Source organism: Streptomyces sp. NPDC040410, from assembly GCF_055595715.1.
Genome location: NZ_JBVIVK010000028.1, coordinates 25,859 through 52,681 on the forward strand (window position 1 = coordinate 25,859; position 26,823 = coordinate 52,681).

Here is a 26,823-nt window from a genome sequence, read left to right on the forward strand (position 1 = left end):
GGTCACTCCTGCCTACGCAGCGTCGACCTTACGGCCGGCATTCGCGGCAAAAGGCTGCCTGGCGCGGCGTCACCGCCGTCTTTGACGCAACTCTGACGCCCGGGACCGTCACCGCGGGAGGATCTCCCCTCACTCGGCTCCAGCACCCGGTCGGCCAGGTCGAGCAGGGTCGCGTCGTGCGGGGCGACCAGCGCGGTGACACGTTCACCGGGTACGACCGCGCACAGCGGCTCCATCACGGAGTGACCGGTTTCCGCGTCGAGCCGGCCCGTCGGCTCGACGGCGACGAGGAGGGCGGGGAGGGCGGGGAGCTCCAGCAGCACCTTGAGGGCGACGAGTGCACCGCGCGGGACCTGGCAGGAGACACCGCGCAGCGCGTGGACCGCGGCGGTCAGCGACCGTACGCCTTGCGGACGTTCTCTTCGCTGCCGGCCGGTCGGTTCCGGTTCGGTCGGCGCCTGGGTGTTGGTCATGGCGATGCCGAGGCGGTTCTGCAGGGCGTCGCAGCCGACCCGGGTAACGGGTCCGGGACCCGGTCCCAGCGACCCGCCGCACACCGGAAGCGCCTTTATGAACAGACGCGTCGGGCGGTGACCGCAGGTACAGACCAATACGCCGTCAAGGGGTCGTGTACGCAAGCAGCCGCACCCGTCGGGGTGCGGCTGTCAAACGGTTCTCCCGGCGCAGCGCCCAGGCCCTGTCGCACATTCCCGCCCGCTCGCGACGCCGATAACACACACTCGCCGCACCTGGCCCTTGCCCGCGTACAACCGGTACGAGGGCCAGGGCCCGGCACGCCGAGAGCACGCACCTGACGCCGCGGGGCCCGCCCTCCGGGCGGACGACGGGGATGTGACGACAGGACCTAGCGGACCTCGGTGATCTCCGGTCCGCGCTGGAGCTGTCCCATGCCGCCGGAGAAGCGGGAACCCTCCTCCTGCTGGACACCCTCGGGCACCATCTGCGCGTCGTTCGGCAGCTTCAGGACGATCGGGTCGCGGGGCGCCATCGGGCCTTCCCCGCGGACCACGACCGTGTCCCGGAAGATCTGCTCCAGCAGGCCGGCGGCCTGCGGCTGCACCGCGCCCTGGCCGGAGATCACCCCGCGCAGGAACCAGCGGGGACCGTCCACGCCGATGAACCGCACGACCTGGAAGCCGCCCGTGCCGTCCGGCAGCTGCACCGGCACCTGAGCCCTGAGCTCCCAGCCCAGCGGACCCTCGACCTCGTCGACGATGCCGCCCTGCTGGGTGATGCCGGAGCCGATCTCCTCGCGGACCTCGCCCCAGATGCCCTCGCGCTTGGGGGCGGCGAAGGCCTGCAGCTGAACGGCGCTGTCGCGCAGCACCACGGTCGCCGCGACGATCGCGTCGCCCGCTACCTCGACCCGCAGTTCCATGCCGTCGACGCCCGGCACGAACAGACCGCCCAGGTCCACCCGGCCCTCGGCCGGGTCACGGACCTCGGTGCTGTCCCAGGGCCCGTCGGGCCGCGGCTCCGGCTCGAGCCGCACGCGCTCACGCGTCCCGTCCACGTCCGCCTCAGTGTCGACGCTGTCGACGACCTGCTCGGCCTCGCCGGCCGCGCCCTCGGCGGCATCCGTCTTCTTGCGACGTCCGAACACGTCACTGTCCTTCCCGGTCGGATACGACCGAAGCGTATCGATTCCCACCCACCCCGCCGCCCGCGGCGGCCGGGCCACTTGTGCCGCTTGCGCCGTCCACCGCGGCATGCCCGCCGGTGGACCCGAAGCCCCCCTCGGCCCGTGCCGAGCCGGGAAGCTCCGCGACCTCCTGGAAGCGGACCCTCTCGACCTGCTGGACGACCAGTTGGGCAATCCGGTCGAAGCGCTCGAACCGCACGGACTCGCGCGGGTCGAGATTCACCACGATCACCTTGATCTCCCCACGGTACCCGGCATCAACCGTCCCCGGGGCATTGACGAGAGCGACACCGCAGCGCGCGGCAAGACCGGATCTTGGGTGCACGAAGGCCGCGTACCCCTCCGGGAGCGCCACAGACACCCCCGTGGGCAGCACGGCCCGCTCGCCCGGCTTCAGTTCACAGCTCTCGGTGGTCCGCAGATCGGCTCCCGCGTCGCCGGGATGCTCGTACGCCGGAAGCGGTACGTCCGGGTCGACGCGCCGGATCAGCACGTTCAGGGGGGCACCGCTCACGGGTTCACCTCGAAGGCCCGGGCACGCCGGAGCTGGTCCGGGTCACTCATGGCCGCCTGGATCTCCTCCTGACGGCCGTTGTCGATGAAGTGGTCGACCTTCACCTCGACGAAGAGCGCGTCGGCGCGGACGGCGACGGGCCCGTCGGGGCCGCCGATGCGTCCGGTGGCGGTCGAGTAGATCTTCCGCCGGGCCACCGCCGTCACCTCGGCCTCCAGGTAGAGGAGGGTGTCCACGGGCACCGGCAGCACGAAGTCGGTTTCCAGCCGCCCGGTCACGGCGATCGTCCGCAACAGCCAGTTCAGGGAGCCGAGGGTCTCGTCGAGAGCGGTCGCGAGCACACCTCCGTGCGCGAGGCCCGGAGCGCCCTGGTGGGCGGGCCGGACGGTGAACTCGGCGGTGAGCGACACGCCCTCCCCGGCCCGTGCTTCCAGGTGCAGCCCGTGGGGCTGCTCGCCGCCACAGCCGAAACACTGGCCGTAGTGCGCACCGAGAAGCTCACCGGGCGCGGGAGCGTCGGGGTGTCGCACCGGTTTCACGGCGTCGGCGGGAGGCTGAAGAGCGGCGGAAGTACGACTCACAGCCGCAGACCTTACCCGCGCGTCGGCAACATCCGGACACCGTGCCAAGCTTGGCTTCATGCAGCTCTCCGCCACCCCGTACGAAGAACGTCTCACCGCCCCCCGTTCCTGGTGGCTGATCTCGTTCCTGGTCGGGGTCTCCATGGCCCTGATCCTGCTGCCCTTCGGCACCCTGCCCCTCCTCGGCGGCCTGGTCGGCGGCACCGCGGCCGCGGCGGTCGTCGCCAGCGCCTACGGCTCGCCGCGCATCCGGGTCGTCGGCGGTTTCCTGATCGCGGGCGACGCGAAGATCCCGGTGACGGCGCTCGGCGACGCGGAGGTGCTGGACGCGGAGGAGGCCCGCGCCTGGCGGACGTACAAGGCCGACACCCGCGCCTTCCTGCTGCTGCGCGCCTACATCCCCCGGGCCCTGCGCGTGGAGGTCACCGACCCGGACGACCCGACGCCGTACCTGTACCTCTCGACGCGGGAGCCGGAGCAGCTCGCCGAGGCACTGGAGAAGGCCCGGACGACGCCGTAGACCGTGCACGTGGGCGTCGCCCGGCGGGCCCGCGGCCGGGTCAGTGCCCGAGGTCCTTGGGCCCGGGTCCGAGTTCCTTGGCGATGTCGCCCAACTGCAGCGGGTCCGCCGGACGTTCCAGTGGCGGAAGTTCGGGAAGGGCGTCCCACGGCACCTGGATCCGGCGCAGATCGGCGCGGATCCGCGCCGCGAGTTTCCTGGTGTCCCGGCGGTTCATCACCGCCCCGACGGCGGCACCCACCAGGAAGGGCATCAGGTTCGGCAGGTTCCGTACCGTCCGCTTCATGATCTGCTGGCGCAGTTCGCGCTTCATGTGGCCGTTCAGCGCCGCGCTCACCGTCGACGGCTTGGTCACGTCGATCCCGCGCTCCCCCGACCAGGAGTTCAGGTACGCGGTGCTGCGCTCCTTCAGATTGCCCGGCGGCCGCACGCCGTAGACCTCGTAAAGCTCGGCGATCAGCTTCAGCTCGATCGCGGCCACGCCGGTGATCTCGGCGGCCAGTTCCGTCGGCATCGCGGGCGGCACGGGAAGCATCGCCGCCGCCCCGATCCCCGCTCCGACCGTCGACGTCGCGTTCGCCGCGCCCGCCACGAGCTTGTCCGCAAGGTGCTCGGGGCCGAGGCCCGGGAACTGCCGGCGGAGCGTCGCGAGGTCCCGGACGGGGACGCGCGGGGCTATCTCGATGATCCGGTCGGCAAGGTACGCCAGGCCCTCCCTGGCGCGGCTGCCGCCCTTGCGGACGCCTTCCCTGACCTTGTCCCGGATCACCGCCGCCCGTCGTCCGGCGACGGGCGCGGGGGCCGATGACGGGAGCTCGCCCCGGCCGGCCGCCGGTTCGAGCGAGGCCGCTCCGGTACCGGATGAGCCCCGCTCGTCGTCACGCGCGCCGTGAGAGCCGTCGGACGGCCCTTGGTCCGCCTTCCGCAGGGGAAAGCGGCGCTTCCGAGGAGGGGTCGAGCCAATCACGGCCGACCCGTCCTCAGTCGCAGTCGCGGCAGATCGGCTGGCCGTTCTTCTCCCGGGCCAGCTGGCTGCGGTGGTGCACCAGGAAGCAGCTCATGCAGGTGAACTCGTCCTGCTGCTTCGGCAGCACCCGGACGGCCAGCTCCTCGTTGGACAGGTCGGCACCGGGCAGTTCGAGACCCTCGGCGGCCTCGAACTCGTCGACGTCCACCGAGGAGGTCGACTTGTCGTTCCGCCGGGCCTTCAGTTCTTCAAGACTGTCCGAGTCGACGTCGTCGTCGGTCTTGCGTGGGGTGTCGTAATCCGTTGCCATGTCGCTCTCCCCCTCTGGGTGTCTGCGGTGTCTCCAGCGCACGTAACGCGTGAGAGGCCGGACTTGTGCCCGACCCGAGGCGGAGATTTTGCCTCACATCAAGGTCTGTTACTCAATCGACACCCAACCGGACTCCTCAAGAGTGATCGGCTTGGATGGCGAACGGGACCGTACACGGTCCCTGTGCCGCTCTTCAAAGGCGTCTCACCCTGTACTTCCCGTGATCAGGACCCCCGAAAACCCGGATTTTCCCGGCTTTCCGACCGCTCGCATGATCACGGAGAGTGGATGGCTGGAAAATCGCCCTTGTGATCGATCACACACGGAGTGCCCATTTCGGCAGACTGAAAATTCCGCGCAAAGCGAACATCCCCGTATGTCGGGGCAATGATCTCAGATGGGCAGGGTGACCCTCATCAGGAGCCCACCCCCTTCGCGCGGCTGGGCCGAGATGTGCCCGCCGTGCGCCCGGGCCACGGACCGGACGATGGACAGACCGAGTCCGACGCCCTTGTCGCTGCCCGTGCGCTCCGTTCGCAGCCGCCTGAACGGCTCGAAGAGATTGTCGATCTCGTACGCCGGCACGACCGGCCCCGTGTTGGCCACCACGAGCACCGCCTGACCGTGCTGGACGTCCGTGTTCACCTCGACCCAGCCGTCCTCGGGCACGTTGTACCGCACGGCGTTCTGCACGAGGTTCAGCGCGATCCGCTCCAGGAGCACGCCGTTGCCCTGCACGACCGCGGGCTTCTGCTCGCCGCGGATGACCACGCCCTTGGCCTCCGCCTCGGCGTGCACCTGGTCGACGGCCTGCTCCGCCACCTCGGCGAGATCGACCGGCTTGCGCTCGACGATCTGGTTGTCGCTGCGGGCGAGCAGCAGCAGGCCCTCGACAAGCTGCTCGCTGCGCTCGTTGGTGGCCAGCAGCGTCTTGCCGAGCTGCTGCAGTTCCACCGGCGCGGTCGGGTCCGACAGGTGCACCTCCAGAAGCGTCCGGTTGATCGCCAGCGGTGTTCTCAGCTCGTGCGAGGCGTTGCCGACGAAGCGCTGCTGGGCGGTGAAGGCGCGCTGCAGCCGCTCCAGCATGTCGTCGAACGTGTCGGCCAGCTCCTTGATCTCGTCGTCCGGGCCGTCCAGCTCGATACGGCGGGACAGGTCCGAGCCCGCCACCGCGCGCGCGGTGCGGAGAATCCGGCCGAGCGGGGCCAGCACGCGGCCGGCCATGGCGTAGCCGAAGGCGAAGGCGATGATCGCGAGGCCGAGCAGGGCCAGCAGCGAGCGGCTGAGCAGGTTGTCCAGGGCGTGCTGGCGCTGCTCGTTGACGCACTCGCTCATCGCGCGGTTGAACACGTCGGGCGAGGCCTGGGAGGGCAGGTCGCAGACCTGGCTGGTGACCTTGCCCTCCGTGATCTTGAAGGGCAGGTCACTGCCCACGTTCAACGCCTGCGCGGCCAGCAGATAGATGATCGACAGCAGCAGGATGCCGGCGATCAGGAACATGCCGCCGTACAGCAGGGTGAGCCGTATGCGGATGGTCGGGCGCAGCCACGGGAAGGGCTGCTCCGGCCTCCGGGGGTCCCAGGTGGGCTTCGGGGGTGCCTGGGGAGGCGCGGGTGTCGTGGCCACGGCGGTCAGATCCGGTAGCCCGAGCCGGGCACAGTGACGATCACCGGGGGCTCGCCCAGCTTGCGGCGCAGCGTCATGACGGTGACCCGCACGACGTTCGTGAACGGGTCGGTGTTCTCGTCCCACGCCTTCTCCAGGAGCTGCTCCGCGGAGACGACCGCGCCTTCACTGCGCATCAGCACCTCCAGCACGGCGAACTCCTTGGGCGCGAGCTGGACCTCCTTGCCGTCCCGGAAGACCTCGCGGCGGTTGGGGTCCAGCTTGATGCCGGCGCGCTCCAGGACCGGCGGCAGCGGCACGCTGGTGCGTCGGCCGAGTGCACGCACGCGTGCCGTCAGCTCGCTGAACGCGAAGGGCTTGGGCAGATAGTCGTCGGCGCCGATCTCCAGGCCCTCGACACGGTCGCTGACGTCACCGGACGCCGTGAGCATCAGCACGCGCGTGGGCATGCCGAGCTCGACGACCTTGCGGCAGACGTCGTCGCCGTGCACCAGCGGGAGGTCACGGTCGAGGACGACCACGTCGTAGTCGTTGACGCCGATGCGCTCCAGGGCGGCCGCACCGTCGTACACGACGTCGACGGCCATGGCCTCCCGGCGCAGTCCGGTGGCCACCGCATCGGCGAGCAGCTGCTCGTCCTCGACGACGAGTACGCGCACGTCGCTTGTCCTTCCTGTGTCCACCCGCGTAGCGCTCTCGGGCATGCGCGGGCAGGGGTCTTTGGTGAGTGTGTAGACCTCCATCCTGCCCTTTTCGGCCATAAGTCGGCTGTAAGACGGGTGAGCGGGCCAGGAAGGACGGGTGTGAGGCCCGGGAATGCGAGATTTTCTCGTGCGGTTGAGGTTTCCGTGGAAGGGACCGGGGGGAGGACGGCTTTACACCCCGCGATCACGCTCTGCATGTACCGCACCACCATGCGGTACACCGCGATCTGCTTCCCGCAGAGTGGGCGTGGGTGTCCGGCACCGTCGCCGCCCGGCAGGGCGGCGCTGGGCACCTACTGGAGACGTGATCGCCTCTTCCGAACGGCACACCCCCGTGCCACCGACCCACGACCCAGGACGAGGGGGCGCAGCATGGACGCATTCACCACAGGACTTCTGCAGCGCATAAGGGCGACCGAGTCCGACCTGACGCGGGCTCGCGACGAGGGCGACGACTTCCTCGTCGAGGTGGAGCAGGGCGAGCTCGACGACCTGCACCGCCTCGCCGCCGAGCACGGTGTGGAGGTCGGCGCGTTCTAGCGTCTGTTCAGCTTGCTCGCATGGCAGCGGGGCCCGGCGAATCCAGCGCCGGGCCCCGCTGTTTTGCTCGTTCGCCGGCGGGGGCGCACGAGCGGCCGACTCGTGGGGACAACGGGCCTTGGCGGGCCCTCACCGTCACCGCCGGACCGTCACCGCCGGTCAGGCGGTGTCCGGTCGGCGTCAGTCGTGCCAGGCACCGAAATCCTCCAGGAGGCGCTGGAGGGGCTCGAAGACGCCGGGGGTGGCCGCGACCGCCAGATCGCGTGCCGGGCGCTCTCCGGGGCGTCCACCGGTCAGTGCGCCCGCCTCCCGGGCGATCAGGTCGCCCGCGGCGAGGTCCCAGGCGTTCAGGCCGCGCTCGTAGTAGCCGTCGAGGCGGCCGGCAGCGACGTCGCACAGGTCGACGGCGGCCGAGCCGCTGCGCCGGATGTCACGGAGGAGGGGAATCAGTCTGCGGGCGACCTCGGCCTGGTGGGCGCGGACCTCCGAGACGTAGTTGAAGCCGGTCGAGACCAGGGCCTGGTCCAGGGGTGGTGCGGGACGGCAGGCCAGTCTGCGTTCGCCGTCCCGGGCTCCGGTGACCCAGGCGCCCTCACCCCGGACCGCGTGGTACGTCTCGCCGCGCATCGGGGCCGCGACGACGCCGACGACGGTCTCGCCGTCCTGCTCGGCGGCGATGGAGACGGCCCAGGTGGGCAGCCCGTACAGGTAGTTGACCGTGCCGTCGAGCGGGTCGATCACCCAGCGGACCCCGCTCGTGCCCTCCGTGGAGGCGCCCTCCTCGCCGAGGAAGCCGTCGTCCGGGCGGTGCCCGGAGATCAGGTCGGTGATCAGCTTCTCCGCCGCGATGTCCATCTCGGTGACGACGTCGATCGGGCTGGACTTGGTGGCGGCGACCGCGAGGTCGCCCGGGCGGCCGTCCCTCAGCAGTTCGCCCGCGTGGCGGGCGGCGTCCCGGGCCAGCTTGAGCAGGTCCGTGTGCAGGGTGTCGGTCACTTGGGTCCTCACGCGTAGGGGCTGTCGGCGCCCGCGGCGGCGGGCCGGGGGGCGCGGGCCGGGCAGCAGCCAACGGGGCAGAGGTTGTGGCCGGCGCCCAGCGCGCCCAGGGCACACGGCGTGACCTGCTGCCCGCGCTCGACGGCGGCGCGCTCCAGGACGAGGTCGCGGATCGCGGCGGCGAACCGCGGGTCGGCGCCGACGGTGGCCGAGCGGCGTACCGGCAGACCGAGCTCCTCGGCCCTGGCTCTGGCCTCCGTGTCGAGGTCGTAGAGGACCTCCATGTGGTCGGAGACGAAGCCGATCGGGGCCATCACGACGGCGGGGGCCCCGGCGGCGTGCCGCTCCTCCAGGTGGTCGCAGATGTCGGGCTCCAGCCACGGGATGTGCGGGGCTCCGGAGCGGGACTGGTAGACGAGCTGCCAGGGGTGGTCGACGCCGGTGCGCTCACGGACGGTGTCGGCGATCAGCTGCGCGACGCCCAGGTGCTGCTTCACGTACGCGCCGCCGTCGCCGTGGTCCTCGACCGGGCCGGAGGTGTCCGCGGAGGCGTTCGGGATCGAGTGGGTGGAGAAGGCGATGTGCGCGCCGTCGCGGACGTCCTCGGGGAGGTCGGCGAGGGACTGGAGGACGCCCTCGGCCATGGGCTCCACGAAGCCCGGATGGTTGAAGTAGTGACGGAGCTTGTCGGTCTTCGGCAGCTCCAGGCCCTCGGCCTCCAGGGCCGCTAGCGAGTCGGCGAGGTTCTCGCGGTACTGGCGGCAGCCCGAGTACGAGGCGTAGGCGCTGGTGGCGAGGACCAGGATGCGACGGCGGCCGTCGGCGGCCATCTCGCGCAGGGTGTCCGTCAGGTACGGGGCCCAGTTGCGGTTGCCCCAGTAGACCGGCAGGTCCAGGCCGTGGTCCGCGAAGTCCTTGCGGAGCGCGTCCAGCAGGGCCCGGTTCTGGTCGTTGATCGGGCTGACCCCGCCGAAGAGGAAGTAGTGCTGCCCGACCTCCTTCAGGCGTTCCTTGGGGATGCCGCGCCCGCGCGTCACGTTCTCCAGGAACGGAACCACGTCGTCCGGGCCTTCCGGGCCGCCGAACGAGAGCAGGAGCAGGGCGTCGTAGGGGGTGGCATCGAGCGCGTCTGGCATGAGTCGATCCTGCCACCCGGGGCTGACAGCCGGGAAACGGCGGGGTGCGGGGCGGGATTCCCGGGCCGTTCGAGGGGGTGCATTAGGGTCACCTAACTCGTAAGCTGTATCGGGCGCATTCACGCCTTACTGAGCCTGCCCAGCCGCCGCATTCCCCGCCCGACGGAGACCCACGTGCCCAGCCCCTATCCCGCCCTGTTCGCCGCCCCAGGCTCCAAGGGCTTCTCCGCCGCAGGCTTCGTCGGCCGGATGCCGCTGTCGATGATGGGCATCGGCGTCGTCACGATGGTGTCCCAGCTGACCGGACGTTACGGGCTGGCCGGTGTCCTGTCGGCCACCATCGCGCTCGCCGCCGCGGCGATCGGCCCGCAGATCTCCCGGCTGGTGGACCTGTACGGGCAGCGGCGCGTGCTGCGCCCCGCGACGCTCGTCGCGCTCGTCGCGACGGCCGGGCTCCTGTTCGCCGCGCACTACGGGTGGCCGGACTGGGTGCTCTTCGTGTGCGCCGCCGGCATCGGCTCGGTGCCGAGCCTCGGCGCGATGATCCGCGCCCGCTGGGCGGCCCTGTACCGGGGGACCCCGAAGCTGCACACCGCGTACTCCTTCGAGTCCGTGGTGGACGAGGTCTGCTTCATCTTCGGGCCGATCATCTCCATCGGGCTGTCGACGGCCTGGTTCCCAGAGGCCGGCCCGCTGCTCGCCGGATGCTTCCTGGCCGTCGGTGTCTTCTGGCTGACCGCACAGCGCGCCACGGAGCCCGCCCCGCACCCGCGCGAGGACGACGGCGGTGGCACGGCGCTCCGCTCCCCCGGTCTCCAGGTCCTGGTGGCCACGTTCGCGGCGACCGGCGCGGTCTTCGGGGCGGTCGACGTGGTCACCGTCGCCTTCGCCGAGGAGCAGGGGCACAAGGCCGCCGCGAGCGTCGTGCTCGCGCTGTACGCGGCGGGCTCCTGCGCGGCGGGGATCGTGTTCGGGCTGCTGCACTTCAAGGGGGCGCCCGAACCTCGCTGGCTGCTGGGCGTGTGTGCGATGGCCGTGAGTATGATCCCCCTCCTACTGGTCGGAAGCTTGCCGTTTCTGGCCGTGGCGCTGTTCGTTGCGGGTCTGGCCATCGCTCCCACGATGATCACGACGATGTCCCTCATCGAAAAGCACGTACCACGCGCGCAACTGACCGAGGGCATGACGTGGGTGAGCACGGGGCTCGCGGTCGGGGTCGCGCTCGGCTCCTCCGTGGCAGGCTGGGCTGTCGACGCGGCCGGGGCGCGCGCCGGGTACGGGGTTCCGGCGGTGGCCGGGGCCGTCGCGGTCGCGGTCGGTTTCCTGGGGTACCGCCGGCTCAGCAGGCCGGCTCCACGTCGGGGAGGCACCGTTGAGCAGCACAGCGAGCGGGAAGAACGGCACGTGGCGTAACTGGGGAGGCAACGTCGCCGCCCGCCCCGCGCGGGAGGTCACTCCCGCCTCGGTCGACGAACTCTCCGCGGCCGTACGGAGGGCCGCCGAGGACGGCCTGAAGGTGAAGGCCGTCGGCAGCGGGCACTCCTTCACCTCCATCGCCGCAACCGACGGTGTCCTGATCCGCCCTCAGCTGTTGAGCGGTATCCGCAACATCGACCGTGAGGCCGGCACCGTCACGGTGGGGGCCGGCACCCGGCTCAAGAGGCTCAACATGGCTCTCGCGCGCGAGGGCCTGTCGCTCACCAACATGGGCGACGTCATGGAGCAGACGGTCTCCGGGGCCGTCAGCACCGGCACCCACGGCACGGGCCGCGAATCGGCCTCCATCGCCGCCCAGATCAAGGCCCTTGAGCTGGTCACGGCCGACGGCTCGGTGCTCACCTGCTCCGAGAAGGGGACCGAAGAAGAGCGCGAGGTGTTCGCGGCGGCCCGCATCGGCCTGGGCGCCCTCGGCATCGTCACCGCGATCACGTTCGCCGTGGAGCCGGTCTTCCTGCTCACGGCCCGCGAGGAGCCGATGCCCTTCGACAAGGTCCTCGCGGACTTCGACGAAATGTGGGCCGAGAACGAGCACTTCGAGTTCTACTGGTTCCCGCACACCGGCAGCACCAACACCAAGCGCAACAACCGCAGCGCGGGCCCGGAGAAGCCGGTGGGGCAGCTGGCGGGCTGGTTCGAGGACGAGTTCCTCTCCAACGGCGTCTTCCAGGTGGCCCAGTGGGTCGGCCGCGCGGCGCCCGCGACCGTCCCGGCGATCGCCCGGGTCTCCAGCAAGGCCCTGTCCGCGCGGACTTACACCGACATTCCATACAAGGTGTTCACCTCGCCGCGCCGGGTGCGCTTCGTGGAGATGGAGTACGCCGTCCCGCGCGAAGCCGTCACCGAGACGCTGCGTGAGGTGAAGGCCATGGTCGACCGCTCCCGCCTCAGGGTCAGCTTTCCGGTAGAGGTGCGCACCGCCCCCGCCGAGGACATCACTCTTTCCACGGCAACGGACCGCGACAGCGCGTACATCGCCGTCCATATGTTCAAAGGCACCCCCTATCAGGCGTACTTCACCGCCGCCGAACGCATTTTCACCGCGCACGAGGGCCGGCCGCACTGGGGCAAGGTGCACACCCGGGACGCCGATTACTTCGCCCGGGTCTACCCCCGCTTCGGCGAGTTCACAGCCCTGCGTGACCGGCTGGATCCTGACCGGCGGTTCCAGAACGACTACCTGCGAAGGGTGTTGGGGCCGTAGTTCCGTTTCCGGCGATTGCGTGAAGTACACCACTTTCAAGATCTCGAACACCCCGCCGGGAACGGCCGACTACCGCCTCTTGCGAGAATTCGGACGGCGTGCCAATCCACGCACGTGGTCCGAATGGAGTACTGTTGCGAGCCCTGGGTCCGGTCTCCCGCCAGGGCGTCCGCGACCTTCAAGGACCGCCGGGAGGGAGCTAGTTGCACAGGGTGACGGAGTTGGTCACTTAGCGTTGCGAATAGGTAACCGTGCCATAACGGCGATCCAGGGCCCGCGCCCGACACGCCGGGCAACTCGGCAAGGTTGTGGCAGGCTGCACCCGGGCAGGCCACACTCGACTAGCGGAAGCAGCGACGCACGTGACGTCGGCAGGCACCACCCGGGAGGTCCCCATGCCCGAACTGCGTGTCGTGGCCGTCTCGAATGACGGCACACGGCTGGTGCTGAAGGCTGCGGACAGCACGGAGTACACGCTTCCGATTGACGAGCGTCTGCGCGCCGCCGTCCGCGGCGACCGTCCCCGCCTCGGCCAGATCGAGATCGAGGTGGAGAGCCATCTCCGCCCCCGAGACATCCAGGCGCGGATACGTGCGGGTGCGACCGCGGAAGAAGTCGCCCAACTCGCCGGTATCCCCGTCGATCGCGTACGGCGCTTCGAGGGCCCCGTGCTGGCCGAGCGCGCCTTCATGGCCGAGCGGGCCCGCAAGACCCCGGTCCGCCGGCCCGGCGAGAACACCGGGCCGCAGCTCGGCGAGGCGGTCCAGGAGCGGCTGCTGTTGCGCGGCGCCGAGAAGGACACCGTCCAGTGGGACTCCTGGCGCCGCGACGACGGCACCTGGGAGGTCCTGCTGGTCTACCGGGTCGCGGGCGAACCGCACTCGGCGAGCTGGACGTACGACCCGCCCCGGCGGCTCGTTCAGGCCGTCGACTCGGAAGCCCGCTCGCTGATCGGCGAGTCCGAGGACCTCGCCGCGCCGGAGCCCAGCTTTCCCTTCGTACCGCGTATCGCACGGCTGCCGCGCGACCGCCCGCTCGACCGCGCCCTGGAACGCCAGGAGCGTCCCGTCCTGCCGTCGCCGTCGCCGGAACCCGCCGAGGAGAGCACGGGCGAACGGGACTCGCTGACCAGCCTGCTGGAGGCGGTGCCGAGTTTCCGGGGGGACCTGGTGGTCCCGGAACGCCCGTCGGAACCCGTCGCCCCGGAGGAGCCCGCCCCCGAACCGGAGGCGGAGGAGCCCCCGGCGCCCGCGGCCTCGGCCGGTTCCGCGTACGCGGACGTCCTCATGCCCCGCTCCGTCGGCAGCCACCGCGACCGTCTCATCGGCGCGACCGACCGTCAGGCCGAGGCGGACGGCGTCCGCCCGGGCCGCCGCGCGGCGGTCCCGAGCTGGGACGAGATCGTGTTCGGGACGCGGCGCAAGAAGCAGGAGTAGTCGGCTCCGTGTGACAGGGCCCGCTGCCGGTCGGCAGCGGGCCCTGTCACACGGGCTACGGCTACTGCGGATCGGGCCCCACGGCAACGGGCCGCTCCGGGTCCGACGACCACTCCGACCACGACCCCACGTACAGCGCGGCCGGAATCCCTGCCACTGCGAGCGCCAGCACCTCGTGCGCGCCGGAGACGCCGGAGCCGCAGTACACGCCGACGTCCGCCGCGTCCGACACCCCGAGTTCCTTGAAGCGCGCCGTCAACTCCTCGACGGGCAGGAACCGCCCGTCCGCCCCGACGTTCTCCGTCGTGGGCGCGGACACGGCCCCCGGGATGTGGCCGCCGACCCGGTCGATCGGCTCCACCTCACCCCGGTACCGCTCGCCCGCCCGAGCGTCGAACAGCACGCCGGACCGCGCGAGCGCCGCGGCCCCGTCCGCGTCGAGCAGCCCCACGGCCCCCGGCTCCGGCTCGAAGTCGCCCTGCGCCGGTGCGGGCACGGACGTGTCCAACGCACCCTTCCAGGCCGGCAACCCGCCGTCGAGCACCCGCACGTTCGGGTGACCCGTCCAGCGCAGCAGCCACCACGCGCGCGCCGCCCCCCAGCCCTGCCCGCCGTCGTACACCACCACCGGCGTCCCGGACGACACGCCGGCCCGGCGCATGGCAGCGCCGAACTCCGCGACGTCGGGCAGCGGGTGCCGGCCGCCCGCTCCGGCAGGAGAGGCCAGTTCCCTGTCCAGGTCGACGAAGACGGCCCCGGGGATGTGCCCGGCCTCGTACTCGGCCCGGCCGTCGAAGGGCGGCTCGCCGGCCGCCTTGGCCACGCTCAACTGCCAGCGGACGTCGAGCAGCACCGGCCGGTTCTCACCGTCCAAGTCGCTCGCGAGTTCGGATGCGGAGATGATGGCGTCCATGGCCATCATCCTTGCGTACGGGTAGCCGCATCGTCCATGTCCGGCTACTGTGCTCGGCCGGACGGCACCGATCACGAGGCGTACGGGACCGGGCACGTGCTGTACAGCCGGACGACACCCGTCGGCCATCGCACGGAAACGGACGAGATACCGCACACGGGGCATTCTCCGGTCATGGGCCCCCGCGCACGTGCGGCGCGCCCGGAGCGCGCGGCACCGCGGTGGTGCGAGCATCTGCTCGGGGTCCGGAGAGCGGACGCAACACGGCCACCGCGAGGGCCGAGGAGAGAGAGTGGCGATGACCGAGGCACGGGGGCCGGCCGGCATGAACGGCGACACGCACGCTCGGCGCCCGCCCGGCACGCCCTGCTGGGTGAGTCTGATGGTGCACGGGATGGCCGCGACCCAGGACTTCTACGGATCGCTGTTCGGCTGGGAGTTCCAGCCCGGCCCCCAGCAGCTCGGCCCCTATGTGCGGGCACTGTTCGACGGCCAGGACGTGGCGGGCATCGGGCAGCTGCCGCCCGACCGCCATCTGCCCATCGCCTGGACCCCGTATCTCGCCTCGGACGACGTCGACCTGACAGCGGAAACGGTACGCCTGTGTGGCGGCACACTCGGCGTGGGCCCTCTCGACGCCGCCGAGGCGGGGCGCCTGGCGATCTGTTCCGACCCGTCCGGCGCCGTCTTCGGCATCTGGCAGGCGGCCGCGTACCTGGGTACGGCCATCACGGACGTGCCCGGCACTCCGGCCTGGAACGAACTCCTGACGTTCGAGACGGCCGGCGTCACCAAGTTCTACGAGACCGTGTTCGGCTACGAGGAGGAAGCGGTGGTCTCCGCCGACTTCGACTACGTGACCCTGCACGTCGGGGGCCGCCCGGTCGCCGGCATCCACGGCGTGGGCACCGCCCTTCCCCGCGACCGGGGCCCGCACTGGATGACGTACTTCGAAGTGGCCGACACGGACGACGCGGTCACCCGCGTCGTGGACCTGGGCGGGCACGTCCTCAAGCCGCCCCGGGACAGCGCCCACGGGCGTGTGGCCGAGGTGGCGGACCCCGAAGGTGCCAGGCTCTTCCTGCTCCAGAGCCCGCACTGACCGCGGCGGAGCGTGACCCCGGGAGTGGCTCCGGCCCGGGACCGGTCCTAGAGGGCCGACACCGGCAGCACGTCCGGCGAGAGCGCCGCAGCCCGTGCCGTCGTGGCCGTCATACGGCGCCGGTGGTGCCGTCGGCACAGCACCTCGTAGCCGATGGCCTCCGCCTGGTTGACGTCGCCTACGACCACCTGCGCGCCCTCGACGACCATCTCGCCCCCTATCGTGCGGGCGTTGTGCGTGGCGCGGGCGCCGCACCAGCACAGGGCCTCGACCTGGAGCACCTCGACCCGGTCCGCCAACTCCACCAGGCGCTGGGAGCCGGGGAACAGCTTGGAGCGGAAGTCGGTCGTGATGCCGAAGGCATAGACGTCGAGGCCCAGGTCGTCGACCACGCGCGCGAGCTGGTCGATCTGGGCCGGCGCGAGGAACTGCGCCTCGTCCGCGATCACGTAGTCCGCGCGCCCGCCCTGCGAGAGGTGGTCGACGAGGTAGGCGTACAGGTCCTGCCCGTCCTCGACCTCCACCGCGTCCGTGACCAGGCCGAGGCGCGAGGAAAGCTTGCCCACGCCCGCCCGGTCGTCCCGGGTGAAGATCATGCCCACGAGGCCGCGCGCTGAGCGGTTGTGCTCGATCTGGAGAGCCAGCGTCGACTTCCCGCAGTCCATGGTTCCGGAGAAGAACACCAGCTCGGGCATGGGGAGTTGAGCACCTTTCGGCAGGCAGGTCGCAGGGCGGGCTTCAGGAGCGTACTTCGAGCAGCGGGACCAGCTGCTCGGCAGGGGTCATCGAACCGTGGTTGCCGACCATCGCCGACTCCTTCGGCTCCCGCTCGGAGGCGATGATCAGGACGTCGTCACGCGCCGCGGCGACCACGTCGCCGATGCGTGCGTACACACGGTCGTCGACGCGCGGCCCGAACCAGCCCGCCGCGATCGCCTCGTCCCGGGAGGCCACCCAGAACTGCTCGCCGAGGACCTCCCGCCAGCAGGTCAGCACGTCGTTCTCGGCGCCCGGCACCGCGTAGACGTGACGGGCGCGACCCTCGCCGCCCAGCAGGGCGACGCCGGCGCGCAGCTCCCAGTCCTGGTCGAAGTCGATGCGGTGCTGCTCGTCGAAGGGGACGTCGACCATGCCGTGGTCGGCGGTGACGTAGAGCGCGGTGCGCGGCGGGAGCTGTTCGGCCAGGCGCTGGACCAGACGGTCGACGTACATGAGCTGGCCGACCCAGGTGTCCGAGGCGACGCCGTAGCGGTGGCCGGCGCCGTCCAGTTCGGCGTAGTACGTGTAGACCAGGGAGCGGTCGCCGGCGGCCAGTTGTTCGGCAGCGAAGTCCACACGGTCCTCGCCGGACAGCCGCCCGTGGAAGGTTCCGCCGCTGAGCGCCACCTGGGTCAGCGGGGTGTTCTGGAAGGTGGGCGACGACACCTGCGCGGCGTGCACACCCGCCGCATCGGCCAGCTCGAAGACCGTGGGATACGGCTGCCAGACGCCCGGCGGGGTCCAGGGCTGCCAGCGCAGCTGGTTCATCAGCTCGCCGGTGGCCGGGTCGCGCACGGTGTACCCGGGCAGGCCATGGGCGCCCGGCGGCAGGCCGGTGCCGACGGAGGCGAGGGAGGTCGCGGTGGTCGCCGGGTAGCCCGCGGTCAGGGGGCGGCCGGTGCCGCCGCGCGAGCTGCCGAGGAGCGAGGTCATGAAGGGGGCCTCGTCCGGGTGGGCCCTGAGCTGCTCCCAGCCGAGACCGTCGATCAGGAACACGCAGTTCCGGTCGGCGGGGGTCAGCTCGGCGATCGCGGGGGTCATGTCCGGTACGGCCATGCCCGCTGCCAGTGTGGGCAGCAGATCGGCGAGGGAGCCGGAGCCGTACTCCGGCACGGGCGCGGAGTCGACGGCGAGGGGTTCCGGGTGGGAGTCCCAGGTGGTGGGCTGCGCCATCAGCGTGTGACGTCCGCGGTCGCCTCGGAGATGGCCTGCGCGAAGACGAGCGTCTGACGCACCGTCTCCGGGCCGTCCCCGGCCTCGCTGACCCGCAGGCTGAGGTCGTCCGCCGTCGAGTTGCCGGTGTAGCCGTGGTCGGCCTCGCAGTTGGGGTCGCCGCAGGCGGCGGGCTCGAGGTCGATGCGGGAGACGGCGCCCCAGCCGATGGTCAGCACGACCTCGCGGGGCGGCGTGCCCGGGGTGTACGACTCCGGGTTGGCAACCACGCGGCTGACCACGACGGACGAGATCCGGCCAAGCTTCACGGACTCCGTGGACGTCGTGGCGTACGGCGTCGGGGAGGTGGTGTCCGCGGCCTGCTCGTCGGTGTGGCTGACGATGAAGCGGTTACCGGTGAGAACGAGCACGGTCACGTGCCGCCGCACCTCGTTCTGGTCGAACGTCGTCTCTTGGTGGACCAGGTACGACCGGATGGGCTCGCCGCCCACAGCGGCCTCCACCGCCTCGGCCACGAGGGCCGGGTAGTAGCCGCTGCGCTCGATCGCCGCTCGCAGCCCCTGGGTCGTCGTACTGGTCTTGGCCATGACGTCCATCCTACGGGGGCGCACTGACTGCGAGGCACCGCTCCGTGCACAGGAGGCGTCGCTCGGTAGATCACTCAGTAGACCGGCAGCGTCCTCGGGCCGAGGTCGTCGCGGGCGGGCGGCTGTGCCAGGCGCACGGAGGCACCGAGCACGCTCAGCCCGTGCGGGGCGACGACGACCGGCTCCAGGGTGACCGCGACGACCTCCGGGTGGTCGTCGACCAGCCGCGACACGCGCAGCAGCAGGTCCTCCAGCGCAGGCGTGTCGACCGGCGTCGAGCCGCGCCAGCCGAACAGGAGCGGTGCCGTGCGGATCGACCGCACCAGCGAGGCGGCCTCCCGGTCCGTGACGGGAACCAGCCGGTGCGCCATGTCCCCGAGCAGCTGCGAGGCGGCCCCGGCCAGCCCGAACGAGACCACCGCGCCCGCCGCCGGGTCGATGACGGCCCGCACCACCGTGTCCACTCCACGCGGGGCCATCCCCTGCACGACCGGACGCAGCTGTTCCGGCTCCCCGAACAGCTCGGTCAACTCGGCGTAAGCCCGGTGCAGTTGCTCCTCGTCCGCGAGATCCAGGCGTACGCCGCCCAGGTCGGCTCGGTGGCGCAGGTGCGGGGAGGTGGCCTTGAGGGCCACGGGATAGCCGAGGGTGCGGGCGGCTTCGGCGGCGGCTTCCGGGGTGGGGGCGGGCAGGGCGCGGTGCACCTGGATGCCGTACGTGCCGAGCAGGTCGCACGTCTCGTCGCTGCCGAGCGTGAACCCCTGCCCGCGCGCGAGCAGCCCGCCGATCAGCTCGGCGGCCCCCTTCTCGTCGATGTCCTCGTACTCGGGCACCTTCCCGGGCTCGGCGGCCTCCCGCCGCCACTGCGCGTACTTCACGGCTTCGGCAAGGGCCCGAACGGCGCGCTCGGCGGCGGGGTAGGCGGGGATGAGGCGAGAGCAGAAGGGTGGCCCTTCCCCGCCGGCCGGCTTCGCCGCCGACGCGGCGGGCGGTCGTTCCGCAGGGCGGATCAGGTGGGCACCGCCCGCGGCGCCGGGATGGGAAACCGCGCCGGGTGCGTGGGAAACCGCGCCCGGTGCGTGGGAAACCGCCTGTGGTGCGGTACTGGCCGCAGCCGACAACGCCTCCGCAAGCCCCCCGAGCTCCACATGCACCACCAGCACCGGCTTCCCGGGAACCTCGTCCGCGGCCGACCTCAGAGCATCGGCCAACGTCGCGTCTCCGGCCGACCCCTCCCCCACCGCCGGTATCGCCGTGATGACCACCGCGTCGCACGAGTCGTCCCTCAACTCCCGGAGCAACGCCGCGTGGAAGTCCTCCGCGGACGCCCCCGTCGTCAGGTCCAACGGCGCCAGCGGCCTGAGCCCCTCGGAGAGGCACGCGTCGTACGTCAGCAGCCCCAGCGACTCGGAGTTCCCCAGGATCGCCACCCGGGGCCCCGCCGGCAGCGGCTGCCGCGCCAGCAGCAGCCCCGTGTCCACCAGCTCCGTGATCGTGTCCACGCGGATCACCCCGGCCTGCCGGAGCAGCGCGGACACCGTCGCGTGCGGCAGCCGCGTCGCCCGGACGGCATGCCCCTGCGGAGCGGAGCCCGCGCCCTGCACCACGACCAGCGGCTTCGCCGCCGCCGTCCGCCGCGCGAGGCGGGTGAACTTGCGCGGGTTGCCGATGGACTCCAGGTACATGAGGACGACGTCGGTGTCCGGATCGTCGTACCAGTACTGGATCAGGTCGTTGCCGGACACGTCCGCCCGGTTGCCCGAGGACACGAAGGTGGACACGCCGGTGTCCCCGGTGACCCCTCCCCCGCGCCGGTGCAGCCGGGACAGCAGCGCGATGCCGATGGCGCCGGACTGCGCGAACAGCCCGATCCTCCCGGGCCGCGGCATCTCGGGAGCGAGGGAGGCGTTCAGCCGTACGTCCGGGGAGGTGTTGACGACGCCGAAGGCGTTCGGCCCGATGATCCGCATGCCGTACGTGCGCGCGTGGCGCACCAGTTCGCGCTGGCGCTCGCGCCCCTCGGGGCCGCTCTCGGCGTATCCGGCGGAGACGACGACGAGGCCCTGCACGCCGTGCGCACCGCACTCGGCGACGACTTCGGGGACGTGCTCTGCCGGCACGGCGAGGACCGCAACGTCCACGGGTCCGCCGATGTCGCCCACCGAGCGGTACGCGGGGACCCCGTCGAGCACCTTCTGTTCCTCGGGGAAGGCCTTGTTCACGGCGTACAGGCTGCCGGTGAACCCGGCGTCCCGGATGTTGCCGAGGACGCTGCGGCCCACGCCGCCGGGGGCGCGGCCGGCCCCGATGACGGCGACGGAGCCGGGCGCCAGCAGCCGCCGTACCGACCGCGCCTCGGCGCGCTGTTCCCGCGCGCGCTGCACGGCGAGCGAGCGGTCGGTGGGTTCGAGGTCGAACTCCAGGCGTACGACGCCGTCCTCGAAGCTGCGCTTCTGCGTGTACCCGGCGTCCGTGAAGACCTTGATCATCTTGGTGTTGGCGGGCAGCACCTCGGCGGCGAAGCGGCGGATGTCGCGCTCGCGCGCGACGGCGGCGATGTGTTCGAGGAGGGCCGAGGCGACCCCGCGGCCCTGGTGGGCGTCCTGCACGAGGAAGGCGACCTCGGCCTCGTCCGCGGGCGCGGAGGCGGGCATGCCGCCGGCACCAATACGGTCATAGCGTACGGTGGCGATGAAATCGCCGCCGATCGTGGCCGCGAGTCCCACCCGGTCCACGAAGTCGTGGTGCGTGAAGCGGTGGACGTCCTTGGCGGACAGACGAGGGTAGGGCGCGAAGAAGCGGTAGTACTTCGATTCGTCCGAGACCTGCTCATAGAAGCTGACCAGGCGGTCTGCGTCATCGACGGTGATCGGGCGGATGTGTGTGGTGCCGCCGTCGCGCAGCACCACGTCGGCCTCCCAGTGGGCCGGGTACTCGTGCCTGTCCGACGGGGTCTGCATGGGCCCCAGAGTACGGCTCGCGTACGACAACGGGGCGAGGCAGTCTGTGGAGAACGGATGCCGGACCGAGGCCGCGGTCCGACGCCACCCGGGGCGGGACGAGGGCCCGCTCCGGCATGCTTCACGATGTGGGAAACTGGTCTAGACAACCCTGAGACAGTGAAGGGCAGCATCACATGGCTGAGCGCCGCGTCAACGTCGGCTGGGCCGAGGGCCTCCACGCCCGCCCCGCTTCCATCTTCGTCCGGGCCGCCACGGCCGCAGGTATCCCGGTGACGATCGCCAAGGCCGACGGCAACCCCGTCAACGCGGCCTCCATGCTGGCCGTTCTGGGCCTGGGCGCCCAGGGCGGCGAGGAGATCGTCCTCGCCTCCGACGCCGAGGGTGCGGACGTCGCGCTCGACCGCCTCGCGAAGCTGGTCTCCGAGGGCCTCGAGGAACTCCCCGAGACCGTCTGAGCACCCCACGCAATTGATGGCCGCGGCCGTCGCCGATTCACAGAAGGGCTCGTCCGAATTACCGGGCGAGCCCTTCGCATTTCCCTCTCACGGGCAGCAAAAATAATCCCCCTCGAATTACCCACCTCTTTGTATACGGCGCCCGTGTTAATGCCGCAGGCCCGACATGTTTACGGGATGTTGCGAGTTCCTCACACGGTCGGTCCGGTCCCCTCCCCCGTTGAAGCGCAACCGGTGCGCGGCCGTCGAGCGCTCCGTGTGCAGCGTCGTGACCGACCGCGCGCGCTCACTGTCGCCGCGCGCCACCGCATCCACGATCGCGCCGTGCTCCACCCAGGACTCCACCGGGCTGGCGGGCGCCTCCACCGTGTACATCCAGGCGATCTTGTGGCGCAGCTGGGTCAGCATCGAGGACAGCGCGGGGCTGCCGGACGCCTGGGCGAGCGTCTCGTGGAACCAGCCCCCCAGGGAGCGCAGATCCTCGCTGTTGCCCCTCTTGGCGCGCTCCTGGCCCAGCCTCACGAGGCCGCGCAACACCTTGAGATGTGCCTCGGTGCGCCGCTGGGCGGCGCGCGAGGCTCCGAGCGGTTCCAGAAGCATGCGCATCTCCAGGAGGTCGGCACCCTCCTGCTCGGTCGGCTCCGCGACGCACGCGCCGGCGTGCCGCCGGGTCACCACGAAGCCCTCGGCCTCCAGCGTGCGCAGGGCTTCGCGGACGGGGACGCGGGAGACGCCGTAGCGGCGGGCGAGCAGTTCCTCGGTGAGCCGGCTGCCGCGCTCGTAGACACCGGCGACGATGTCGTCCCGGATCGCGGTGCATACCGAGTGCGCCGGAATACGCATGACCGACCTCCGCCTTAATCCCCGTGAAACGTCGATGATTGACGTGTGTTCAATGACTCTATTGCAACGAGCCGGAATATCCGACGGCGGGCCTGAATCCAGGCCTATTTTTTGGACAACGCGGCCCCCGAAACGCCGAAAGCCCCGGCTCGGTGAGCCGGGGCTTCGGGATGCCGTGCCGTGGGTCGTCAGATCTTCACACCGTGCGATCGGAGGTAGGCGACGGGGTCGATGTCCGAGCCGTACTCCGCGGTCGTACGGGCCTCGAAGTGCAGGTGCGCTCCGGTGACGTTGCCGGTTGCGCCGGAGAGGCCTATCTGCTGGCCCGGGGTGACCTTCTGGCCCACCGAGACACCGATGGACGACAGATGGCCGTACTGGGTGTACGTGCCGTCGTTCATCTTGATCACGATGTTGTTCCCGTAGGAGCCGCCCCAGCCGGCCTCGACGACGGTGCCGGAGCCGACCGCGTGCACGGAGGTGCCGCTCGCGGCGTGGAAGTCGACACCGGTGTGGCTGCCGGAGGACCAGACGCCTCCGCCCGCCTTGTAACCGGTCGAGACGTAGGAGCCGGAGACCGGGGCGACGAAGGTGTTGAGGCGCTCGCGCTCGGCCTCGCGCGCGGCACGCTCCTTGACCTCGCGCGCCTCCTTCGCCTCCTCGCGCGCCTCCTTCGCCTCCTCGCGCGCCTTCTCGGCCTCCTCCGCCGCCTTCCTGCGCGCTGCCTCCTCGGCCGCCTTCTTGTAGGCGGCTTCCCGGGCGGCCTCCCGCTGTGCGTCGGCCTGTGCGTCGATCTGCTCGGCGACCGTGTCGCCGATCTTGATGACCGGGGTGAGGCCGGTCTGCTCGGCGGAGGTCTCCGCGGCGAGCGCCGGGGCGGCGATAGTGCCGATGGCGCCGGTGGTGGTGAGGGCCGCGACGCCCGCCACACGGGCGGTGGTGCGGTGCATCCTGCTGGGACGACGGTGCTTCCCGGTGGCGCGGGTGAACGCCATGTAGTGGCTGGTCCTTTCCTTCCTTCTCGCCTACCGGGTTAGCTGACGGGTTCGGAGCAGGAAGGTCTCCTACGGACACCCTCGCGGTGCGCGCGGGCGTCCGATTCACCCCAGGGACTGCGTGGGTCCCCGGCTCCCCTGGCTCGCGCCGTACGGGGACTCGGCGATGACTGTCCGGTGCCGCGGGCGCGGCGCACTGCCTGACGAACAGCCGGACCGACGCTAGACGCGGCGTCTTTCAATCCCCAAACGGATCACGCCTTTTGTAGCGCACGCCACAGGGCAGACAGGCAACCACTCCCTCAATTCGGACATACGCGGGCCCTGATGACGCTTCAGTCACCAGGGCCCCAGTGCGCGTGTGCTTCTACTCGGCCGACACGACGGTGACTTCACCGATGCCGAGGGCCTCGACGGGCTCCTTGATCTGCGCCGCGTCGCCGACCAGGATCGTCACCAGACGGTCCACCGGGAAGGCGCTCACGGCCGCCACGGTGGCCTCGACGGTGCCGGTCGCGGCGAGCTGCTGGTACAGCGTCGCCTGGTAGTCGTCGGGCAGCTGCTGCTCGACCTGGTCCGCCAGCGTGCTCGCCACGGCAGCGGCGGTCTCGTACTTGAGCGGCGCCACACCGACGAGGTTCTGCACGGCGACGTCGCGCTCGGCGTCGGTGAGGCCCCCTTCGGCGAGCGTGCGCAGCACCGTCCACAGGTCCTGCAGCGCCGGGCCGGTGTTCGGGGTGTCGACCGAGCCGCTGATGGCGAGCATGGCGGCGCCCGTGCCGTCCGGGGCGGACCGCAGGACCTGGCCGAACGCCCGCACGCCGTAGGTGTAGCCCTTCTCCTCGCGCAGGACGCGGTCCAGGCGGGAGGTGAGCGTGCCGCCGAGGCAGTATGTGCCGAGCACCTGCGCGGGCCACACGCGGTCGTGCCGGTCGGGGCCGACGCGGCCGATGAGCAGCTGCGTCTGGACCGCGCCGGGGCGGTCCACGATGACGACCCTGCCGGTGTCGTCGGCGGTGACCGGCGCGACCGGCCGCGGCTGGGCCGAGGAGCCGGTCCAGGCGCCGAGGGTGTCGCCGAGCAGCGCGTCGAGGTCGATCCCGGTGAGGTCGCCGACGACCACGGCGGTGGCGGTGGCCGGGCGGACGTGCTTCTCGTAGAAGGCGCGTACGGCCGCGGAGTCGATGGCGGCGACCGTGTCCTCGGTGCCCTGGCGCGGGCGCGACATGCGCGCGGTGGCCGGGAACAGCTCCCTGGAGAGCTCCTTGGCGGCCCGGCGGGACGGGTTGGCCAGCTCGTGCGGGATCTCGTCGAGCCGGTTGCGGACGAGGCGCTCGACCTCGCTGTCGGCGAAGGCGGGCGCCCTGAGGGCGTCGGCCAGCAGGCCCATCGCCTTGGGCAGGCGCGAGGCCGGCACTTCCAGGCTCAGGCGGACACCGGGGTGGTCGGCGTGCGCGTCGAGGGTGGCGCCGCAGCGCTCCAGCTCGGCGGCGAACTCCTCCGCGGAGTGCTTGTCGGTGCCCTCGGAGAAGGCCCGCGCCATGATCGTGGCCACGCCGTCGAGGCCGGCCGGCTCGGCGTCCAGGGGAGCGTCCAGGAGTACCTCGACGGCGACTACCTGCTGGCCGGGGCGGTGGCAGCGCAGGACCGTCAGACCGTTGCCGAGCGTCCCGCGCTCGGGGGCCGGAAACGCCCACGGCCTGGCCTCGCCGGCCTGGGGCTGGGGGTGGAAATGCATCGTGGCGAGCTCGGTCACTTGGCCGCCTCCTCGTTCTCGTCCTCGTCGGCGGTGTTGTCGGTGCTCTCAGTGCCCTCGACGGGCTCGTAGACCAGGACGGCTCGGTTGTCGGGGCGCAAGCGGGCCTGGGCGACCTCCTGGACCTCCTCGGCCGTCACGTCGAGCACACGCTGGACGGCGGTGAGGGCGAGCTGCGGGTCACCGAACAGGACGGCGTAGCGGCACAGTTCGTCGGCGCGGCCCGCGACCGTGCCGAGGCGGTCCAGCCACTCGCGCTCCAACTGGGCCTGGGCGCGCTCCATTTCCTCGGCCGTGGGGCCCTCCGCGGCGAACCGGGCGAGCTCCTCGTCGATGGCGGCCTCGATGACCGGCACCTCGACGTCGCCGGAGGTCTTCACGTCCAGCCACCCCAGGGACGGCGCGCCCGCCAGCCGCAGCAGGCCGAAGCCGGCCGCGACGGCCGTACGGTCGCGTCGTACGAGCCGGTTGTAGAGGCGGGAGGACTCGCCGCCGCCGAGGACGGTGAGCGCCAGGTCGGCCGCGTCGCACGCGCGCGTGCCGTCGTTCGGCAGCCGGTAGGCGGCCATCAGGGCGCGGGCCGGGACCTCCTCCTCGACGACCTCGCGCAGCTGTTCGCCGATGATCTCGGGCAGCGCCCCGTCGCGCGGGGCGGACTTGCCGTCGTGGGAGGGGATGGAGCCGAAGTACTTCTCGATCCAGGCGAGGGTCTGCTCGGGATCGATGTCGCCGACGACCGACAGGACGGCGTTGTTGGGCGCGTAGTACGTACGGAAGAACGCGCGCGCGTCCTCCAGGGTCGCCGCGTCCAGGTCGGCCATCGAGCCGATCGGGGTGTGGTGGTAGGGGTGGCCCGCCGGGTAGGCGAGGGCGGTCAGCTTCTCGAACGCCGTGCCGTACGGAACGTTGTCGTATCGCTGCCGGCGCTCGTTCTTGACGACGTCCCGCTGGTTCTCCATCGACTCGTCGTCGAGAGCGGCGAGCAGCGAGCCCATGCGGTCGGCCTCCAGCCAGAGGGCGAGCTCCAGCTGGTGGGTGGGCATGGTCTCGAAGTAGTTGGTGCGCTCGAAGCTGGTGGTGCCGTTGAGCGAGCCGCCCGCGCCCTGGACGAGCTCGAAGTGTCCGTTGCCCTTCACCTGGGCGGAACCCTGGAACATCAGGTGCTCGAAAAGGTGAGCCAGGCCGGTACGGCCCTTGACCTCGTGGCGCGAGCCGACGTCGTACCAGAGGCACACCGCCGCGACCGGGGTCAGATGGTCCTCGGAGAGCACCACGCGCAGGCCGTTGGCCAGGCGGTGCTCGGTCGCTGTCAGGCCGCCGGAGCCTGCCTGGGCTGTGGCCGTGTGACCCATGGGCATGTCGTCCCTTCGATCGCGGATGCGGTTGTTGAAAACCGCGGTTTTCCTGCTGTCCTGCCACTGTATGCAAGCGCGCGCGGCCTCGGCGAAGTTCCCGCAGGACGTACGCCGACAGCGGATCGCGTAGCCTGCGGACGTGCCGTCCCGCCGAACGCGGGGGGGGCACCTGCGAACGCCGGGCGGGACAGCTGAGGTCGGGTCGTCGTCCGGGTTGTCAGTGCCGCG

Annotated in this window: 26 protein-coding genes and 1 riboswitch; of the genes, 7 read left to right on the top strand and 19 right to left on the bottom strand. The window is 71.4% G+C overall.

The genetic code is table 11. The features are described 5' to 3' along the window. Nucleotides 1-2: 2 nt before the first annotated feature. The 4 genes from ACZ562_RS34240 to ACZ562_RS34255 form a co-directional block, all read right to left on the bottom strand. Nucleotides 3-473, bottom strand: coding sequence for a hypothetical protein (locus ACZ562_RS34240; protein ID WP_471187512.1), 471 nt, complete (start codon nt 471-473; stop codon nt 3-5). Between the two features lie 392 nt (nt 474-865). Beyond that, nucleotides 866-1,624 (bottom strand): DUF3710 domain-containing protein, encoded by a 759-nt coding sequence (locus ACZ562_RS34245; protein WP_471187514.1) that lies wholly within the window; start codon nt 1,622-1,624, stop codon nt 866-868. A gap of 1 nt (nt 1,625) precedes the next feature. Further along, nucleotides 1,626-2,177, bottom strand: a complete 552-nt coding sequence (gene dut / locus ACZ562_RS34250; RefSeq protein WP_471187517.1) for a dUTP diphosphatase — start codon at nt 2,175-2,177, stop codon at nt 1,626-1,628. Next, nucleotides 2,174-2,758, bottom strand: coding sequence for a PaaI family thioesterase (locus tag ACZ562_RS34255; protein ID WP_471187519.1), 585 nt, complete (start codon nt 2,756-2,758; stop codon nt 2,174-2,176). The genes dut and ACZ562_RS34255 overlap by 4 nt, the downstream gene beginning before the upstream one ends. A 58-nt stretch (nt 2,759-2,816) precedes the next feature. Between ACZ562_RS34255 and ACZ562_RS34260 the strand changes: the two genes are divergently transcribed. After that, the gene (locus ACZ562_RS34260) at nt 2,817-3,278 is read left to right on the top strand and encodes a DUF3093 domain-containing protein (protein WP_471187522.1); all 462 of its coding nucleotides are present in this window, start codon (nt 2,817-2,819) and stop codon (nt 3,276-3,278) included. Nucleotides 3,279-3,318: 40 nt separating this feature from the next. Here ACZ562_RS34260 and ACZ562_RS34265 read toward each other — a convergent pair whose 3' ends face one another. From ACZ562_RS34265 to ACZ562_RS34280, 4 genes are all read right to left on the bottom strand, one after another. Beyond that, complete coding sequence (locus ACZ562_RS34265; RefSeq protein WP_471187525.1) at nt 3,319-4,245, bottom strand: hypothetical protein; 927 nt, start codon at nt 4,243-4,245, stop codon at nt 3,319-3,321. Between the two features lie 13 nt (nt 4,246-4,258). Beyond that, nucleotides 4,259-4,555 (bottom strand): DUF4193 domain-containing protein, encoded by a 297-nt coding sequence (locus ACZ562_RS34270; protein WP_003997302.1) that lies wholly within the window; start codon nt 4,553-4,555, stop codon nt 4,259-4,261. 393 nt (nt 4,556-4,948) lie between these two features. Next, nucleotides 4,949-6,181, bottom strand: coding sequence for a sensor histidine kinase (locus ACZ562_RS34275; protein ID WP_471187528.1), 1,233 nt, complete (start codon nt 6,179-6,181; stop codon nt 4,949-4,951). A 5-nt stretch (nt 6,182-6,186) separates the two neighbouring features. After that, the gene (locus ACZ562_RS34280) at nt 6,187-6,840 is read right to left on the bottom strand and encodes a response regulator transcription factor (RefSeq protein WP_250071180.1); all 654 of its coding nucleotides are present in this window, start codon (nt 6,838-6,840) and stop codon (nt 6,187-6,189) included. A gap of 417 nt (nt 6,841-7,257) precedes the next feature. Between ACZ562_RS34280 and ACZ562_RS34285 the strand changes: the two genes are divergently transcribed. Next, nucleotides 7,258-7,425 carry a hypothetical protein gene (locus tag ACZ562_RS34285; protein WP_471187532.1) on the top strand — a complete coding sequence of 56 codons (168 nt, stop codon included), beginning with the start codon at nt 7,258-7,260 and terminating at the stop codon, nt 7,423-7,425. 180 nt (nt 7,426-7,605) lie between these two features. On the opposite strand, the gene ACZ562_RS34290 is transcribed toward ACZ562_RS34285, so the two are convergent. Together ACZ562_RS34290 and ACZ562_RS34295 are read right to left on the bottom strand one after the other, a co-directional pair. Next, nucleotides 7,606-8,421: an inositol monophosphatase family protein gene (locus ACZ562_RS34290; protein WP_471187535.1), complete on the bottom strand. Its 816-nt coding sequence runs from the start codon at nt 8,419-8,421 to the stop codon at nt 7,606-7,608. An 8-nt stretch (nt 8,422-8,429) separates the two neighbouring features. Beyond that, nucleotides 8,430-9,557, bottom strand: a complete 1,128-nt coding sequence (locus ACZ562_RS34295) for a ferrochelatase (RefSeq protein WP_471187538.1) — start codon at nt 9,555-9,557, stop codon at nt 8,430-8,432. 174 nt (nt 9,558-9,731) lie between these two features. Here ACZ562_RS34295 and ACZ562_RS34300 point away from each other — a divergent pair, with 174 nt between their 5' ends. From ACZ562_RS34300 to sepH, 3 genes are all read left to right on the top strand, one after another. Further along, nucleotides 9,732-10,970 (top strand): MFS transporter, encoded by a 1,239-nt coding sequence (locus ACZ562_RS34300; protein WP_471187540.1) that lies wholly within the window; start codon nt 9,732-9,734, stop codon nt 10,968-10,970. After that, nucleotides 10,930-12,258, top strand: coding sequence for a D-arabinono-1,4-lactone oxidase (locus ACZ562_RS34305; RefSeq protein WP_471187542.1), 1,329 nt, complete (start codon nt 10,930-10,932; stop codon nt 12,256-12,258). Before ACZ562_RS34300 ends, ACZ562_RS34305 begins: the two co-directional genes overlap by 41 nt. 395 nt (nt 12,259-12,653) lie before the next feature. Beyond that, a complete protein-coding gene (gene sepH, locus ACZ562_RS34310) occupies nt 12,654-13,694 on the top strand; it encodes a septation protein SepH (RefSeq protein WP_471187545.1) in 1,041 nt (346 codons plus the stop codon). 61 nt (nt 13,695-13,755) lie between these two features. On the opposite strand, the gene ACZ562_RS34315 is transcribed toward sepH, so the two are convergent. Further along, the gene (locus ACZ562_RS34315; protein WP_471187548.1) at nt 13,756-14,607 is read right to left on the bottom strand and encodes a sulfurtransferase; all 852 of its coding nucleotides are present in this window, start codon (nt 14,605-14,607) and stop codon (nt 13,756-13,758) included. A gap of 298 nt (nt 14,608-14,905) precedes the next feature. On the opposite strand from ACZ562_RS34315, the gene ACZ562_RS34320 reads away from it, so the two are divergent. Next, entirely contained in the window at nt 14,906-15,709 is an 804-nt protein-coding gene (locus tag ACZ562_RS34320) for a VOC family protein (protein ID WP_471187551.1), read from the top strand. 47 nt (nt 15,710-15,756) lie between these two features. Here ACZ562_RS34320 and ACZ562_RS34325 read toward each other — a convergent pair whose 3' ends face one another. The 4 genes from ACZ562_RS34325 to ACZ562_RS34340 form a co-directional block, all read right to left on the bottom strand. Then, a complete protein-coding gene (locus ACZ562_RS34325) occupies nt 15,757-16,404 on the bottom strand; it encodes a thymidine kinase (protein WP_471187554.1) in 648 nt (215 codons plus the stop codon). Nucleotides 16,405-16,447: 43 nt separating this feature from the next. Next, the gene (locus ACZ562_RS34330) at nt 16,448-17,641 is read right to left on the bottom strand and encodes an alkaline phosphatase family protein (protein WP_471187557.1); all 1,194 of its coding nucleotides are present in this window, start codon (nt 17,639-17,641) and stop codon (nt 16,448-16,450) included. After that, nucleotides 17,641-18,237: a DUF5998 family protein gene (locus ACZ562_RS34335; RefSeq protein WP_471187627.1), complete on the bottom strand. Its 597-nt coding sequence runs from the start codon at nt 18,235-18,237 to the stop codon at nt 17,641-17,643. The genes ACZ562_RS34330 and ACZ562_RS34335 overlap by 1 nt, the downstream gene beginning before the upstream one ends. Before the next feature lie 65 nt (nt 18,238-18,302). Then, nucleotides 18,303-21,188, bottom strand: coding sequence for a bifunctional acetate--CoA ligase family protein/GNAT family N-acetyltransferase (locus ACZ562_RS34340; RefSeq protein ID WP_471187560.1), 2,886 nt, complete (start codon nt 21,186-21,188; stop codon nt 18,303-18,305). Between the two features lie 176 nt (nt 21,189-21,364). Between ACZ562_RS34340 and ACZ562_RS34345 the strand changes: the two genes are divergently transcribed. Next, entirely contained in the window at nt 21,365-21,646 is a 282-nt protein-coding gene (locus tag ACZ562_RS34345) for an HPr family phosphocarrier protein (RefSeq protein ID WP_067441040.1), read from the top strand. A 147-nt stretch (nt 21,647-21,793) separates the two neighbouring features. On the opposite strand, the gene ACZ562_RS34350 is transcribed toward ACZ562_RS34345, so the two are convergent. From ACZ562_RS34350 to ACZ562_RS34365, 4 genes are all read right to left on the bottom strand, one after another. Next, the gene (locus ACZ562_RS34350; RefSeq protein ID WP_471187564.1) at nt 21,794-22,489 is read right to left on the bottom strand and encodes a GntR family transcriptional regulator; all 696 of its coding nucleotides are present in this window, start codon (nt 22,487-22,489) and stop codon (nt 21,794-21,796) included. A gap of 188 nt (nt 22,490-22,677) precedes the next feature. Further along, the gene (locus ACZ562_RS34355) at nt 22,678-23,484 is read right to left on the bottom strand and encodes a M23 family metallopeptidase (protein WP_471187567.1); all 807 of its coding nucleotides are present in this window, start codon (nt 23,482-23,484) and stop codon (nt 22,678-22,680) included. Between the two features lie 13 nt (nt 23,485-23,497). After that, a riboswitch (cyclic di-AMP (ydaO/yuaA leader) is annotated at nt 23,498-23,660 on the bottom strand. Nucleotides 23,661-23,851: 191 nt separating this feature from the next. Beyond that, complete coding sequence (locus ACZ562_RS34360) at nt 23,852-25,240, bottom strand: M16 family metallopeptidase (protein WP_471187570.1); 1,389 nt, start codon at nt 25,238-25,240, stop codon at nt 23,852-23,854. Beyond that, nucleotides 25,237-26,598: a M16 family metallopeptidase gene (locus tag ACZ562_RS34365; protein ID WP_471187573.1), complete on the bottom strand. Its 1,362-nt coding sequence runs from the start codon at nt 26,596-26,598 to the stop codon at nt 25,237-25,239. Before ACZ562_RS34365 ends, ACZ562_RS34360 begins: the two co-directional genes overlap by 4 nt. Between the last annotated feature and the right edge of the window lie 225 nt (nt 26,599-26,823).